The following is a 16,980-nucleotide window of genomic DNA, read 5'->3' on the forward strand; positions in this document are numbered from 1 at the left end:
TAATATGAATATAAATAAACAATTTCCGAGAGCTTTAGAAGACGAAGCGATTTTTATTTTGAGAGAAGTTGCAGCTCAATTTGAGAAACCAGCTCTACTTTTTTCTGGAGGTAAAGATTCGATAACTTTGGTTAGATTAGCTCAAAAAGCATTTTTTCCAGGCAAAATTCCATTTCCTTTGGTACATGTAGATACTGGGCATAATTTTCCTGAAACGATAAGTTTTAGAGATGAATTGGCAAAGCAATTGGGCGTTGAGCTTATTGTAAGAAATGTGGAAGACTCTATAAAAGCAGGGAAAGCAAAAGAAGAAACAGGTAAATATGCTAGCCGAAATGCTTTGCAAACCGTGACACTTTTAGATACTATCGAAGAGTTTAAGTTTGATGCATGCATTGGTGGAGCCAGAAGAGACGAAGAAAAAGCAAGGGCTAAAGAGCGTATTTTCTCAGTTAGAAATGATTTTGGCGAATGGGACGCAAAAAAACAAAGACCTGAGCTTTTTGATATGCTTAATGGAAAAATTGAAATGGGCGAAAACGTAAGAGTTTTCCCGATTTCAAACTGGACAGAATTAGACGTTTGGAATTATATTAAAGCTGAAAACTTAGCCATTCCTTCTATTTATTTTGCACACGAAAGAGAGGTTTTTGATAGAGACGGCATGATTTGGTCTGATTCTGAATTTATTAATAAAAGTCAGGACGAGGTCCCTTACAAAAGGATTGTAAGGTTTAGGACAGTAGGAGACATGACATGTACGGCGGCGGTTTCGTCAGAAGCGGATAACATAGATACAATTATTGAAGAAATTTTAGAGGCCGAGATTTCGGAACGTGGTGCGAGAATCGACGATAAACGCTCGGAAGCTGCAATGGAAAAACGTAAACAACAAGGATATTTTTAAATTATGGATATATTAAGAATCGCAACCGCAGGCTCTGTGGATGATGGAAAAAGTACATTGATAGGTCGTTTGTTGTTTGAGACTCAGTCTATCACCAAAGATAAGATAGAGGCTTTGAAAACTGCCAGCCAAAGAAAAGGTCTTGATTTTGTGGATTTATCCTTACTAACAGACGGATTAATTGCCGAGAGAGAGCAAGGTATTACAATTGATGTAGCACATATTTATTTTAATACGCCTACTCGCAAATATATCATTGCAGACACTCCAGGCCATTTTGAATATACCAGAAACATGGTTACTGGAGCTTCAAATGCTTCTGTTTCTATTATCTTGATAGATGCAAGAAATGGGGTAGGAGAGCAAACCAGAAGGCATTTTTATATTTCTTCACTTTTAGAAATAAAAAATGTTGTGGTGGCAGTAAATAAAATGGATTTGGTGGATTATGACGAAAATAGATTCAACGAGATCAAAAGTGATTTTTTTGAGCTTTCCGATAAAGTAAGAAAACCCAATCAGAACATTACTTTTATTCCTATTTCATCACTTTATGGTGAGAATATAGTGACACAATCAGAAAAAATGAATTGGTACGAAGGCAATTCTTTATTGCAAATATTAGAAGGAATAGCACCTGAAGATATTGATGCTGAGGTTTTACCTTTTAGATTTCCTGTTCAACAAGTTATTAGACCTAAATCCGAAGAATACCATGATTTTAGAGGATATGCTGGGAAAATTGCCTCAGGTCAAATAAATAAAGGCGATTTGGTAACTGCCTTGCCAAGTCAGCAAATTAGTAAGGTTAAAGAAATTTTAAAGTATGATTTATCTTTAAATTCTGCTCATCAAACCGAGTCTGTTGTAATCACTTTGGAAGATGATATTGATATTAGCAGAGGAAATATGCTTGTAAAAGTTGGGGAGCAACCCGAACTGAAGAAGCAAATTGATGCTAAAATATGCTGGATGGATACAGATGCCATGAAAATTGGTAAAACGTATTTGATTCAACATGGTGTAAATCGTGTAAAAGCAAAGATTTCTGCAATAAATTCACGGCTTGAAATCTCTACTTTTGAAGAGTCCGAAAATGTGGACGAATTAAATCTAAATCAGATTGGTGTTGTTTCTTTTAAACTGGGAGGATTTGTTTTTTCAGATAATTTCGAAGCCAATCCTGCCAATGGTGCTTTTATTATTATTGACGAATTCAATAATAATACGGTAGGTGTAGGATTTGTATTATAGTTTAGGGGTATAATAATTCACAATTAAGACGACTTTAGTCGTCTTTTTTTATGGTCAAATTGTATAATTTCAATACAATTTATCAATATAATTACAAAATATTTTTGCATTTATAAAATTTGGTAAAATGTACATTTGACCTTTCAAAAAATTATTAAATTGCGTTGCGGGTTTTATATTATACTTTATTCCCGCTTAAAAAAAAGCTTTTATTTTATCTGTTTTTTGATACTTTTACCGAGCGAATTTACATTTAAAATACAAGGGTACAATAAAAATTTATTTCTAGGAAACTATGACTGAAATCGATCAAAATCAAGGTCTTTACTTGCCCGAATTTGAACACGATGCCTGTGGTATTGGGTTCAGAGCTCACCTAAAAGGAAGAAAATCACATCAAATAGTAGCAGATGCTATTCATATGCTTGAGCGTATGGATCACCGTGGTGCTTGTGGTTGCGATCCCAACACAGGTGATGGTGCAGGAATTTTGTTACAAATCCCTCACGAATACCTTTACGAAGAATGTCTTGATTTAGGCTTTAGTTTGCCAGCTTTAGGTAATTATGGCTTAGGTATGATTTTCTTTCCATATGATGAAAAGAAAAGAGAAGAGTGTAAGGATATTTTAAATAGAAAGGTTGCAAGTTTAGGGTTTGAATTGCTTGGTTACAGAAAAGTTCCTACGCAAAACGAAACCTTAGGTGAAGGCTCTGGAGCTGTTGAACCTTGGGTAGAGCAAATGTTTATTGCTAAAATTGACGAACTTCAAGACAATATCACTTTCGAAAGAAAGCTTTATGTTTTTAGACAATATACTTCAAAATTGATTCATGAGTCAGTAGACGGTACAAAAGAGCAGTTTTATTTTAGCTCACTCTCGTCTAGTACAGTTTCTTATAAAGGACAATTGACCACAGATCAATTGAAATATTATTTCCCAGATCTTAAAAACGAGAATGTTGTATCAGCATTCGCCATTGTTCACTCAAGATTTTCTACCAATACTTTTCCTTCTTGGAAGCTTGCTCAGCCTTTCAGATATATTGCACATAATGGTGAAATAAACACTGTAAAAGGTAATGTAAACTGGATTAGAGCAGCAGAATCTACATTCTATTCAGAGTTTTTTACTGAAAAAGAAATGCAAATGATTTTGCCTATTTGTGAAAAAGGCAATTCGGATTCAGCACAATTAGACAATGCTATAGAGCTTTTATACCTATCAGGTCGCTCATTACCGCATGTAATGATGATGCTAATACCTGAAGCATGGGATGGAAACGAACATATGGATCCTGTTCGTAAAGCTTTTTATGAGTATCATTCAAGCATTATGGAACCTTGGGATGGCCCAGCATCTATTTCATTTACAGATGGTAAAATCGTAGGTGCAACATTAGATAGAAACGGTCTTAGACCTTCGAGATACTGGGTTTTGAATGACGATACAGTTATTATGGCCTCTGAGGCTGGAGTTTTGGATGTGGATCAATCTAAGGTAATTTCAAAAGGTAGATTACAGCCAGGCAAAATGTTCGTTGTGGACATGGAACAAGGAAGAATTATTCCTGATGAAGAACTTAAGGCAGATATTTGTTCGCGTCAACCGTACCAAGAATGGTTAGATGAGCACAAAATTAGAATTTCGGAGTTGCCTCATTCTATAAGACCATATACCAATTATGACGAAAAGTCTTTGTTGAAACGTCAAATTACGAGCGGTTACACTTCTGAAGATTTAAAAATGATTTTGGTACCGATGTCTGCTTCTGGTGCAGAAGCCATTGGTTCTATGGGTATTGACTCGCCGTTGGCAGTTTTGTCAAACCAAAGTCAGCATATTTCTTATTATTTCAAACAACTGTTTGCTCAGGTAACCAATCCGCCAATTGATTCTATTAGAGAGCGTTCTATTATGTCTTTGATATCTTTTGTCGGTTCTGCGGATAATATTCTTACGGAATCTCCAAAACATTGTCGTCAAGTACAATTGGAACAGCCAGTATTGACGATAAAGCAATTTGATAAATTGAGATTTGTCGATTATGAGGGTTTTCAAGCAAAAACTATAAATACATATTTTAATGCAAATGCCGATAATCCATCTAAAGCACTTGAGTTTGCTCTAGAAAGAATTTGTAGATACGCGGAAGATGCTATAAATGACGGTTTTGAGATTATAATACTTTCAGATAGAGCTATAGACTCAGATCATGCACCAATTCCTTCTCTTTTGGCGGTAGCTGCTGTACATCATTATTTGATTCGTGAAGGTATCAGAGGTAAAGTTGGAATTTTGGTTGAATCTGGAGATATCTGGGAAACACATCATTTTGCAACTTTGATAGGCTACGGTGCTTCTGGTATCTGTCCGTATATAGCTTTTGAGACTATCGCCGATATGAACAAAAAAGGCATGATAGACGGAGAGTTTACAGATGATGAATTGTTTAAAAACTATACGAAAGCAGTTGATAAAGAATTATTGAAGATTTTCTCTAAAATGGGAATTTCGACATTGCAATCCTATAGAGGAGCACAGATTTTTGAATGTATTGGATTAAATAAATCAGTTACAGATAAATATTTTACAGGAACTGTATCAAGAATAGAAGGTTTGGGCTTGGCTGAAATCGCTAAGGAATGTCTGATTCGCCACACTTTGGCTTTCCCGAATCAAACTGCTCAAAGTGTAAAAAGACTTGAAGTTGGTGGCGTATACCAATGGAAACAAAGAGGAGAGAAGCATTTATTCAATCCTGAGTCTATTCATTTGTTGCAGCAGTCTACAAGAGTTGGAGAAAAAGACTATGACAAAGGTTATGAGATATTTAAAAAATACTCAAAACTGATGAATGACCAAACCCAACAAGCTATGACCATTCGTGGTTTGTTGAAGTTTAAAGATAGTCAATCTATAAGTATTGACGAAGTTGAGCCGATAGAGAATATTCTGAAAAGATTTGCAACCGGTGCCATGTCATTTGGTTCAATATCTTGGGAGGCTCATACTACTTTGGCTATTGCCATGAACCGCATTGGCGGAAAATCTAACTCAGGTGAAGGCGGTGAAGATGAAATCAGATATGCTATTCGTGAAAACGGCGATAATCTAAGCTCGAGTATCAAGCAGGTAGCTTCAGGTAGATTTGGTGTAACATCTTACTATTTAAGCAATGCTACAGAGCTTCAAATAAAAATGGCCCAAGGTGCTAAGCCAGGAGAAGGCGGACAGTTGCCAGGTCATAAAGTGGACGATTGGATAGGAAAAGTAAGGCATTCGACTCCAGGAGTTGGACTAATTTCTCCTCCTCCTCACCACGACATTTATTCTATTGAAGACCTTGCACAGTTGATATATGACCTAAAAAATGCCAATAGACAAGCTCGTATTTCTGTGAAATTGGTTTCTGAAGCGGGTGTTGGAACAGTGGCCTCTGGTGTGGCAAAAGCTCATGCAGATGTGGTTTTAATAGCAGGTTATGATGGAGGAACAGGTGCTTCTCCATTATCATCTATTCGACATGCAGGTTTGCCATGGGAATTGGGTTTAGCCGAAACGCATCAAACATTAGTTAAAAACAAACTTAGAGGTAGAATAACTGTTCAGGCTGACGGCCAAATAAGAACAGGTAGAGATATCGTTATAGCTGCACTTTTAGGTGCTGAAGAATTCGGAGTGGCAACAGCTGCACTTGTTACTGTGGGTTGTATTATGATGAGAAAATGTCATCTAAATACTTGTCCAGTTGGTGTTGCTACCCAAAACAAAGAATTGAGAGCTTTGTTTACTGGTAAGCCTGAGCACGTTGTCAATATGTTTGAATATTTAGCAATGGAAGTGCGTGAAATAATGGCAGATCTAGGTTTTAGAACTATTGACGAAATGGTTGGTCAATCACAGATGTTGGAGAAAAAGTCAAATCTTAATCATTGGAAAATCAAAAATCTTGATCTTTCAAAGATTCTTTATAAAGAAGAGGCTGACGAAACAGTAGCATTGTACAAACAAGAAGAGCAAGACCATGGTATTTTAGGTGTTTTGGACTGGCAATTAGTAGCTGATGCAAAAGCGGCTCTTGAAAACCAAACTAAGGTAACAGGAGAATACACGGTAAATAACTTGAACAGAACGATAGGAGCAATGCTCTCTAACGAAGTCTCTAAGAAATACAAAGGAGATGGTTTGCCGGATGGTACAATCTCGTATAAATTCAGAGGAACTGCCGGTCAATCATTCGGAGCGTTTTCTACCAAAGGACTTAGGTTTGAATTAGAAGGCGATGCCAACGATTACTTTGGAAAAGGTCTTTGCGGTGCTGAGTTAATAGTATTCCCAGATAGAAAAGCGACTTTCAAAGCTTCTGAGAATATGGCTGTTGGTAATGTGTCATTCTATGGTGCTACTTCAGGTGAGGCATTTATAAATGGTATGGCAGGAGAGCGTTTCTGTGTAAGAAACTCCGGTGCTAAAGTAGTTGTAGAAGGTATCGGCGATCATGGTTGTGAATACATGACTGGAGGCGTTGCCATAATTTTAGGTGAGACAGGCAAAAATTTTGCGGCTGGTATGAGTGGAGGTTTAGCATTTGTTTATGATGTCAACAAAGACTTTGCTTCGAAATGCAATACCGAAATGGTAAATCTTGAAGGGCTAGAAGAGAGTGATTTAATCCTATTGAAAGATATGATAAGTAAACACCTCAATTACACCAAGAGTGAAGTTGCAAAATATATTTTAGCAAATTGGGAAAATGAAATCGCAAAATTTGTGAAAGTTTATCCTACTGATTACAAAAGAATTATAATGAAAAAGTTAGCTGAAACAGTAGCTGCTTAATTAAGAAATTTCAAATAAATATTTTTAGATTATGGGAAAACCAAGTGGTTTTTTAGAATTTGAAAGAAAGGCATCTCAAAAAAGAGATGTAAACGAGAGAAAACAAGACTACAAAGAAGTTGAATTAGGATATGATGCAGCTCAAACTACAGATCAAGCTGCTCGTTGCATGGACTGTGGTATACCTTTTTGTCATAATGGTTGTCCTTTGGGCAATATTATTCCTGAGTTTAACGATGCCGTTTATGATGGCAACTGGCAGTATGCCTATGAGCTTTTGAGTTCAACCAATAATTTTCCAGAGTTTACGGGAAGAATTTGCCCAGCACCTTGCGAGTCTTCTTGTGTTTTGGGTATCAATAAACCGGCTGTTGCGATAGAATATATAGAAAAATCTATCATTGAGAAAGCATTTGAAAACGGTTGGGTAGTGCCTACTCCACCTAAAAAACGCACAGATAAAAAAGTGGCGATTGTAGGTGGCGGTCCAGCTGGACTGGCGGCTGCTTCCCAACTCAACAAAGCGGGTCATCACGTGACAGTATTCGAAAGAGCTGATCAAGTTGGAGGTCTTGTAAGATACGGAATTCCTGATTTCAAATTGGATAAAAATATTATAGATAGACGTCTGGAGGTGATGAAAGCGGGAGGTATAACTTTCAAAACTGGAGTTAATGTCGGTGTAAACTACAAAACAGAGAAACTTTTAGCAGATTTTGATGCGATTGTACTTACTGGTGGCTCTACAATCGGACGCGATATTGAGATCAAAGGCAGAAACTTGAAAGGTATACACTTTGCGATGGAGTTTTTGAGCCAACAAAACAAAAGAGTGGCTGCAGACAATAGTAAAACTGTTGATCATACTTTAGACCATACGGGTTCAAAATATGAAAACGGTGACCTTTTGGCAACTGGAAAGAATGTATTTGTGATAGGTGGAGGCGATACGGGTTCTGACTGCGTGGGTACTTCAAACCGTCAAAATGCAAAATCTGTATCACAAATAGAGATTATGCCAATGCCACCTGCTACAAGAGACGAAAGCACTCCATGGCCACAATGGCCAATGATGTTGCGTACTTCTACATCACATGAGGAAGGTTGTGAGCGTTCTTGGTCGGTGAACACCAAAGAGTTTATAGGAGACGAAAACGGAAACCTAAAAGCAGTAAAGTTGGTAAACATTGAGTGGGTTTTGGAAAAAGGTAGAATGGTAATGAAAGAAGTTGAAGGTTCAGAGAAAATATATCCAGCCGAGTTGGCTTTGATTGCTGCTGGATTCTTGTATCCTCAACCAACGGGTTTATTAGAAGAATTAGGCGTTAAATTAGATAATAGAGGAAATGTAGATGCTACAAACTACCAAACCTCTGTAGAAAAGGTATTTGCAGCCGGTGACATGCGTCGTGGACAGTCATTGGTAGTTTGGGCAATATCAGAAGGCAGAGAAGCGGCAAGAGCCGTTGATGAGTTCCTTATGGGCCATTCACTTCTTGAAGCCAAAGCTATGCCAATGATAACGGCAGATTACGTTGGAATTTAAAATTTAATGTCAAGTTTTTATAGAAAAAGCCATCCTTTTGGGTGGCTTTTTTGATATCTGGAATCACTCCATCTCACTAATTACCACCTTTCTATATTTATTCAAGTCTTCTGATTCCTGGCTGGATTCTTTGGTTTGTTCCTCCCAATTTAATTGGATTTGGTTTGATGAAACACCTTTTGTTTTTAGGTAATTTCCTACTACTTGGGCACGGTATTTTGCTAAAATGGTGTTGAGGTTTTCATTGCCAATGTTGTCAGTAAATCCTGCAATTTTTACCTTAGCATCGTTTTTGTGCATGAGATAAATGGCAAGGCTATCCAAAACCATTCTATTTTCTGATTTAAGTTCATATTTGCTTTGGTCGAAGAATAATGTGCGAAAACCGAATGAATTGTAAGGAAGATATGAAAGTTCAATTTTATCAGTTTTTACTATTGAAGTAGATATATTTCCAATTGTTTTTTCTATATTCTTAGGTGTAAGAGAAATTTCATTTTTTGGATAAATGTTTATATCTATGAAATTTATACCTTTTTTGGGTTTTAAAGTTTTTTCTAATACTACTTTCTCTTGCTTGTTTTTAGCAAATACTTTAAAGGTATTATCCATGTTTTTTGGAAGTAAGGGATATATAGAACTTTGGGATTTTTGTATTAATATAGAGAAATCCGTATTCCAAAAAAGACTATCTTTTTTTAATGTATATAATTCATACTTAATATTTTCTTTATGAATTTCTGGTAAACAAAATATAAACAAATCTTTGTAGGTTATCTGAGCAATAATACCTTTCGTGGTTATGCCTAAATATGCAAAGGAAGTTTTCAAGAATTCCCCATCGAAATGAACTGGAATTTTTACCGCAGAATATCCTTCACTCTCAAAGATTAACGAATCAGTATATGTTTTGAGGTCAAAATTAAACTTTTGGCTTTTGTCCGTTTCCGCTAATTTTTCTTTTTTGCCTTTGTTTATACCATAAACAGAAGTCTTGAGGTCAACACCTGTATTATCATCCCAAAAGGTACCAGAAATAGATACTTTGCCTTGAGAGAAGGAATTGAAAATTGAGAATAAAAAAACAAATAGAACAAATGTGAACTTAGTAATTAAACGCATTTCTGTATTGTGTTTTAAAGTTTGATTGAGAATTATTAACAGCATTGAATTTCGACTATGAATTTAGTTGAAAAAATGATTTTTTTAATAAAAATGGGAATTTTTATTTTCTAAAAAATTAAAATGCTCATTTATGTAAATTTAAGACCACAAATTGCTTACTGAGTTAAGCAAAAATGATTTAAAAATGCTTATTACATTATGCATTCCAAATTTAACCTATAAAAAAAGCCACCCCAAAAGGTGGCTTTTTCGAGATCTATTACAAATCAGATGGTTACAGATTCATTTTCTTTAACTCATTTACAGCAAAGTCAGCTGCTCTGGCTGTAAGTGCCATATAAGTTAGGGAAGGGTTCACACATGATGAAGAAACCATAGCAGCTCCATCCGTCACGAATACGTTTTCTGCTCCCCAAACTTGGTTGTTGGCATTCAGAACCGAAGTTTTTCGATCTCTACCCATTCTTGCAGAGCCCATTTCGTGTATACCAATACCTGGTGCTTTTTCTTTGTCATGATAAGTTCTTACGTCTTTCAATCCCGCAGCTTCCAACATGTTGGCAGCTTCGTTCATCATTGCTTCACGCATTTTCCACTCATTATCACCCCAAGCAGCATCAAAGTTGATGATTGGTAAGCCCCACTGATCTTTTTTGTCAGTAAGTGTAAACTTGTTATTTGGGTCAGCCAAAGTTTCCCCAAATCCACCGATGTTAAAGTTCCAATCTCCGGGTTGTGTCATACCGTTTTTGAAATCTGCTCCAAACTCAGCTTCACCAACTCCACGTCCACGTGATGCACCACCTTGATAACCAAATCCTCTGCTGAAATCACGCTTGTCATTGCCCCAGTTTGTAAATCTTGGAATATAAACACCATTTGGTCTACGTCCATAATAATACATGTCTTGGAAACCATCCCACTTACCGCTAGCACCAACTCCAAGGTGATGGTCCATTAGGTTTCTACCTAATTGATCCGACTCATTACCTAATCCATTTGGATGAGTTTTGGATTTTGATTGCATCATTATCCAAGCTGAATTGATTGCTGATGCATTTAAGAATATTATTTTTGCGAAGTATTCTACTTCTTCTTTAGTATTTTGATCTATTGCTCTTACACCAGTTGCTTTACCTTTTTCGTCGTCAAATATTACTTGGTAAACAATTTTGTCATTGATTAAGGTAAGATTACCTGTTTTTTGAGCAGCAGGAATAGTAGCTGATTGACTACTGAAATATGCACCATAAGGGCATCCTCTCATACAACGGTTTCTGAACTGACATTTTCCACGACCCAAAGCAGTTTGTTCTTCAGTAGGGGCAGTTAAGTGTGCCACACGACCAACTATCAAATGTCTACCTGGGAATTTGCTTTCAATGCCTTTTTTTACTTCACGTTCTACGCAGTTAAGTTCCATAGCTGGCTGGAAATGGCTGTCTGGCAAAACATCCAAACCTTCTTTTGAACCCGATATACCTGCAAATTTCTCTACGTATTCGTACCAAGGTGCCAAGTCTTTGTATCTGATTGGCCAATCGATTCCTACACCTTCTTCTACATTGGCAGTGAAATCTTTTTCGTTCCATCTGTAACTTTGGCGACCCCAAAGCAATGAGCGACCACCCGTGTGATATCCTCTGATCCAGTCGAAACGACGCGTTTCCTCATAAGGGTTTTCAATATCTTTTTCAAAAAAGTGTCTGTGCTCTTCGTTGGCAGTATAACCAGTTCTGAATCCAGCCCAATAATCTTTTTTTACTTGTTGAGTTACTCTTCCGCGGTGTTCAAACTCCCAAGACTCCTGCATAGCAGTAGTATAATCTTGGATATGCTTAACATCTCTACCGCGATCTATCATTAATACTTTTAATCCTTTTTCAGTCAATTCTTTTGCTGCCCATCCGCCAGAAATACCTGTTCCCACTACAATAGCGTCGTATGTTACAGACTCTGTACCTTTACCTTGTAAATTCATTTTTTATATTTAATAGGTTGATTAATAATTAAATAGCGTAAGCTTTTTGTCCTGGTTCCATCTTGATGCAGCCATCGTATCTGCCAGGAATCGGCACAAAATCTAAGGTTTGTGTAGCACCTGGCTCTGAAGTAAAGAAACCAAACACTGTTAATTCTTTCATCAATCTAAAGAAAGGAACAGGTGGCTCAACTTTTTTACTTGTGTTTTCTTTTACCAAACCTGACTCTGAATCTACTTGTTTAGCTTTATTATTTGCTTCACCCTCTTCTTTAGCTTTTTCAATCATTATTTTCAAAACCTCAGATTTCTTTTCAGCAGGAAGAGCCACGAAGTTTGAACCTAATTTTTTAGATTCTGCTTCGACAGTGTCTAAGCCTTTCATGAAGTGTATTTGCTGCTCTTCAGTGTAGCAATCTTTCAACATAAGCTCTATGAATGGTCCCACGCCAGCATCTTTAGCACCTGGAGTGTCAGTTTTAGGAATAATAACTTCGGCTATTTCTGAAACTAAAGATTGGTAATCTTTGGTGAAGCTAAAACCAGAAGCAGTAGTAGAGGTGTTAGACTTGCAACCGTCCAAAATAGCAACTAGTGTTGGAGCTGATACTACTCCTCCCATCATGAGGGCAACCCTCTGCAATGCGTCTCTTCTTTTCAATTTAATATCTATTAAAGGTTGTAAATAATAAGAAAGTCTAAAAATAATAAGGATTTTTAGGCCTTACAAGAAAAATAGACTCAATTTCAATAATTAACTAAAATATAACAATTTTGTTGTAAAATATCAATTTTATAGGGCAATTTCTAATGCTTTTTTAATGGCTTCTAACAATCCTCCGGCATCGCTTCCACCAGCAGTAGCAAAATGCGGCTGACCACCACCACCACCTTTCATGGCTTTGGCTGCTTCTCTTACTATGTTGCCTGCATTTAAAGATTTGCTTTGTACCAAAGTCTCATCTATTAAAATAGCCAGATTCGGCTTTCCGTTAATAACTGCACCAAGTATAATAATCGGAGATTCCATTTGTTTTTTGAGATCATAAGCCAATTGGCGAAGGTTGTCAACCGACCCAAGTTCAACTTTTTCGGCTAAGTAATTGACACCATCTTTCTGTTTTACTTTTGTCAAAAGCTCATTTTTGATAACTTGGATTTTTTCGTTTTCCAAACTTTCAATTTTGCGTTGCAACTGATTTTTTTCTTCTATCAAAGCTTCGATTGCTTTTGGTAAATCTACCGCACTTTTTAATAAGCCTCTGATTTGGTCTAAAGTCTCGCCTTGCGAACGCATCATTTCTAAAGCTTTTTTGCCTGTTACAGCTTCAACTCTTCTAACACCTGCCGAAACTGAGCCTTCAGATGTAAACTTAAACAAGCCAATTTCGCCTGTTGCTGGTACGTGTGTACCTCCACAAAGTTCAAGGGAGAAATTAGGGTCAAAAGTAATAACACGAACAAAATCGCCATACTTTTCACCAAAAGTAGCTGTTGCCCCCATATTTACAGCATCATCTATAGGCACATTGCGTTTTTCGTCTAAGGCAATATTTTCTCTTATTTTCTCATTTACAATGTCTTCTATTTTTAATAATTCCTCGTCTGTAACTTTAGAGAAATGTGAAAAGTCAAATCGTGTAACTTCATCGTTTTGATAAGAACCTCTTTGAACCACGTGGCTGCCCAACACACTTCTCATGGCTGAAAGCATCAAGTGAGTAGCAGAATGGTTTTTTTCGATGTCTTTTCTACGAACACTATTAATTTTTGCAAATACATTAATTGGGGAGTTTGATTTTTCTAAAACATCCACCAATTTGGCATTTTTTGTAATATGCACAAAAAGGTCGTTCTCTTTCTTTGTATCAATAACATCCAATGTATAATTATTACCTTCAATTTCGAAAGTTATAGTTCCAGTATCTCCCACTTGTCCACCCATTTCGGCATAAAAAGGCGTTTGATCTAAAACTATATGAAGCTCATCGCCTGCTTTAGTTTTTACAGAGCGGTATTTCATCAACTGAGCTGGAGATTCCTCAAAATCATACCCCAAAAACTCTACGCCATCTACATCTCCTAATTCTATCCAATCAGCAGCTTCTTTGGTAGCATCTTTGCGACTTCTGGCTTTTTGCTCGGCCAAGGCACTTTTGAAACCTTCTTCATCTATTGAGAAACCTTTTTCCCTTGCTATCAGTGCTGTAAGGTCAACAGGGAAACCGAAAGTGTCAGAAAGCTCGAAAACTGTATTTCCGTCTAAAACTTTTGTGGAAATGGATTTTTGGTCAGCAAAAATGATCTCTAATCTTTTTAGTCCCAACTCCAAAGTTCTTAAGAATGTCTTTTCCTCCTCCTCTACTACTTTGGTGACAAAATCTACTTGGGCTTGTAATTCTGGGAAAACATATTCAAACTGAGTAGCTAAAACGGGTACCAATTTGCACATAAATGGCTCTCTGAAGTCCAAATAAGAATAACCATAACGAACAGCTCTTCTCAAAATCCTGCGAATTACATAACCTGCTTTTGCGTTTGAAGGCAATTGTCCATCAGCTATTGCAAAGCTAACTGCTCTTAAGTGGTCTGAGATTACTCTCATGGCCACATCTACATAGTTATCAGAGCGAAGAGTTCCATTTACGCCATATTTTTTACCAGACATTTCCTCAATCACGCTTATGGTATTTTGGAAAATATCTGTGTCGTAGTTGGATTGTTTGCCTTGAATAGCCATGCAAAGACGTTCGAAGCCCATTCCGGTATCTACGTGTTTGGCTGGTAAGGTTAAGAGTGAACCATCGGCTTTACGCTCAAACTGCATAAATACATTGTTCCAAATCTCCACAACTTGGGGATGGTCGGCATTTACCAATTCTTTTCCACCTTTTAGGTCAATTTCGGCTTGATCTCTAAGGTCAATGTGTATTTCAGAACAAGGTCCACAAGGGCCAATGTCGCCCATTTCCCAGAAATTGTCTTTTTTGTTGCCTAAAATAATTCGGCTATCATCACCTAGAATTTCTTTCCAAATATCAAATGCTTCTTGATCAAAAGGCACACCATCTTTTTCGTCGCCTTCAAAAACAGATACATAAATTCTGTCTTTGGGTAATTTATAGATTTCAGTCAAAAGCTCCCAAGACCAAGCTAAGGCTTCTTTTTTGAAATAATCGCCAAAAGACCAGTTGCCCAACATCTCAAACATGGTGTGGTGATAAGTATCGAAACCTACCTCTTCCAAGTCATTGTGTTTTCCGCTAACTCGCAAGCATTTTTGTGTGTCCGCTATTCTAGATTTAGGAGGAGTGCCATTGCCCAAGAAAAAATCTTTAAACTGTGCCATGCCTGAGTTGTTGAACATCAAGGTTGGGTCGTTTTTAGCCACCAATGGGGCAGAAGGCACTATCAAATGGCCTTTTGAAACAAAAAAATCTAAGAATGCTTTCCTGATCTGGTGCGAGGTCATAAAAATCTTTATAAATATTATACAAAAAGAGGTGCAAAATTAGGCTTTTTTAGTGATTTTAAGAATAAATCTTGTAATATTCTTTTAAAACTAATATTTTAGTTTTAAGTTTATTTTCTAAAACAATTATTATGAAAACACTACTTGTCAGCATTGGACTTTTCCTTTCGATTTTAACTGGATATTCTCAGAAAATTATCTTTTTAGAAAATCAAAGTCAGTATGAACTTTTTAAAGCAAAAGAATCAAAAGTAAAAGAGACAGAGGAAATGAAAAAGGGAATCTGGAGAAATAATTCCAGATTATTAAAATTGATCCAGATGGGTTTCTTAAAAGAAAAAGGAATTTCTGGATATGAAGATGAGGTTTCCTTGTTTTATAGAGCTAATGTTACTGCAGAAAATAAAATTGATAGTATTTATTATTTTTTAGGAAAGCATAATATTTCTAAAGTAGGTGAAAAAACTACATTTGATTTTGAATATCAACCAGTAAGGAAAGAGACTGATATAATAGTATTTAATAGAATTATAGAAAATGCACTTTTAAAAAATAAATTGTTTTTTGAGCCCTATCAAAAACATGAGTTTTCAGGAGGAGTTAGAATTAATCAATATAAAAGCAAAAATCAAGGTCTCCAGAAAAGTGCAGTTGATTTTTTAGCCTCACAAAGTGATTCTTTAAAGGTTTTGAAATTGGTGGGTTTTGGGCTAAAAGAATTGCCCGAAGGATTGAACAGATTTAAAAATATTACTGAATTGGATCTGAGTAAAAATGAGTTTGAGAGTTTTAAATTTAATCCTAAAGATTTCCCTAAACTTAAGAGAATTGTTCTTTCAGAAAACCTTTTATCAGAAAAGTCAATAAAAATAAAGAGAAATAGGCAAATAGAATTGTTGAATTTAAGCGATAATGATTTGTTCATTTTTCCGAAAAAAATTCAAAGAAATAGAAATTTAAAAGATTTACATCTTGCTAATAATTTTTTGTCTGATTCTAAAAACATGAATTTTAAGAAATTCAAAAACTTAGAGCTACTTAATTTTTATAACAACCAAATAGATGAATTGCCTGAATCAATTTCAAAACTTCAGAATCTTCAAATTTTAGATTTATATCATAATGACCTTCGTTTTTTACCCAACAGTTTCATTGAGTTGAAAAAACTTCAGACTTTGGCTATTTCGAATAATAGACTTTGGCAATTACCCGCAGGATTTGAGAAATTAGATAGCTTAAAAGTGCTTTTCGCACATCATAATAAATTTACCTCTTTAGCTGCTTTGCCTTCAAATTTGGAGCATCTTGACCTTGGATTTAATTTGTTAGAAGATATTCCGCAGTGTTTTTCTAATTTGCAGAAGGTGGATGAATTAGATATTTCAAACAATAAAATTAAAAGTGGAGCAGAAATTTTACAGGGAATGAAATCTCTAGAAAAAGTATATCTGGCACTAAACAATTTCGACGAAGACCCTAAAAAGTTTGCAGAACTCCAACAAATAATTGTAGATTTGGAGAAAAAATCTGTTGTCGTTAAATGAAATTATTTTTCAGTACTGAGGAAGTTGCCCAACAATTAGAGATTCCGATTACGAGCGTGGATTTTTATGTGCGTAAGTTTAGGTTGAATATTCAGAAAGTTGGTAAAAACAGAAAATATAGCCACGCAGATATTGAAAAACTCCAGAAAATCGTGGATTTGATACAGAAAGAAGGTTTTACGATTGAGGGTGCGAAGGAGAAATTGAAAGCAAAGGAAGTGGTCGAAAACAAAAATAGTGAGGTAATAGAGCGATTAAAAGAGATTAGAAAAACCCTAGAATTTATTAAAGAAGGAATAGAATAAGAA

The 16,980-nt window shown here is 36.1% G+C and carries 10 protein-coding genes; 6 read left to right on the forward strand and 4 right to left on the reverse strand.

From position 1 onward, the window contains the following. The first annotated feature begins 4 nt into the window (after nucleotides 1-4). From cysD to EGI22_RS03795, 4 genes are all read left to right on the forward strand, one after another. Nucleotides 5-907 carry a sulfate adenylyltransferase subunit CysD gene (gene cysD / locus EGI22_RS03780; RefSeq protein ID WP_255066523.1) on the forward strand — a complete coding sequence of 301 codons (903 nt, stop codon included), beginning with the start codon at nucleotides 5-7 and terminating at the stop codon, nucleotides 905-907. A 3-nt stretch (nucleotides 908-910) separates the two neighbouring features. Continuing rightward, nucleotides 911-2,161: a sulfate adenylyltransferase subunit 1 gene (locus EGI22_RS03785; RefSeq protein WP_255066524.1), complete on the forward strand. Its 1,251-nt coding sequence runs from the start codon at nucleotides 911-913 to the stop codon at nucleotides 2,159-2,161. 295 nt (nucleotides 2,162-2,456) lie between these two features. Beyond that, nucleotides 2,457-7,004: a glutamate synthase large subunit gene (gene gltB, locus EGI22_RS03790; RefSeq protein WP_255066525.1), complete on the forward strand. Its 4,548-nt coding sequence runs from the start codon at nucleotides 2,457-2,459 to the stop codon at nucleotides 7,002-7,004. Between the two features lie 31 nt (nucleotides 7,005-7,035). After that, on the forward strand, nucleotides 7,036-8,550 hold the full coding sequence (locus EGI22_RS03795) for a glutamate synthase subunit beta (RefSeq protein ID WP_255066526.1): 1,515 nt from the start codon (nucleotides 7,036-7,038) through the stop codon (nucleotides 8,548-8,550). A 63-nt stretch (nucleotides 8,551-8,613) separates the two neighbouring features. On the opposite strand, the gene EGI22_RS03800 is transcribed toward EGI22_RS03795, so the two are convergent. The 4 genes from EGI22_RS03800 to alaS all read right to left on the reverse strand — a co-directional run bounded on the left by EGI22_RS03800 (nucleotide 8,614) and on the right by alaS (nucleotide 15,128). Then, complete coding sequence (locus EGI22_RS03800; RefSeq protein ID WP_255066527.1) at nucleotides 8,614-9,717, reverse strand: OmpA family protein; 1,104 nt, start codon at nucleotides 9,715-9,717, stop codon at nucleotides 8,614-8,616. A gap of 232 nt (nucleotides 9,718-9,949) precedes the next feature. Beyond that, nucleotides 9,950-11,656, reverse strand: coding sequence for a GMC oxidoreductase (locus EGI22_RS03805; protein WP_255066528.1), 1,707 nt, complete (start codon nucleotides 11,654-11,656; stop codon nucleotides 9,950-9,952). 28 nt (nucleotides 11,657-11,684) lie between these two features. Beyond that, the gene (locus EGI22_RS03810; RefSeq protein ID WP_255066529.1) at nucleotides 11,685-12,317 is read right to left on the reverse strand and encodes a gluconate 2-dehydrogenase subunit 3 family protein; all 633 of its coding nucleotides are present in this window, start codon (nucleotides 12,315-12,317) and stop codon (nucleotides 11,685-11,687) included. Nucleotides 12,318-12,449: 132 nt separating this feature from the next. Continuing rightward, the gene (gene alaS, locus EGI22_RS03815) at nucleotides 12,450-15,128 is read right to left on the reverse strand and encodes an alanine--tRNA ligase (RefSeq protein WP_255066530.1); all 2,679 of its coding nucleotides are present in this window, start codon (nucleotides 15,126-15,128) and stop codon (nucleotides 12,450-12,452) included. Nucleotides 15,129-15,259: 131 nt separating this feature from the next. On the opposite strand from alaS, the gene EGI22_RS03820 reads away from it, so the two are divergent. Then, on the forward strand, nucleotides 15,260-16,672 hold the full coding sequence (locus EGI22_RS03820) for a leucine-rich repeat domain-containing protein (protein ID WP_255066531.1): 1,413 nt from the start codon (nucleotides 15,260-15,262) through the stop codon (nucleotides 16,670-16,672). Further along, a complete protein-coding gene (locus EGI22_RS03825) occupies nucleotides 16,669-16,977 on the forward strand; it encodes a MerR family transcriptional regulator (protein ID WP_255066532.1) in 309 nt (102 codons plus the stop codon). Before EGI22_RS03820 ends, EGI22_RS03825 begins: the two co-directional genes overlap by 4 nt. The last annotated feature ends 3 nt before the right edge of the window (nucleotides 16,978-16,980 follow it).

Origin of the sequence: Lacihabitans sp. LS3-19 (genome assembly GCF_024343575.1) — a bacterium.
GTDB lineage: Bacteria > Bacteroidota > Bacteroidia > Cytophagales > Spirosomataceae > Leadbetterella.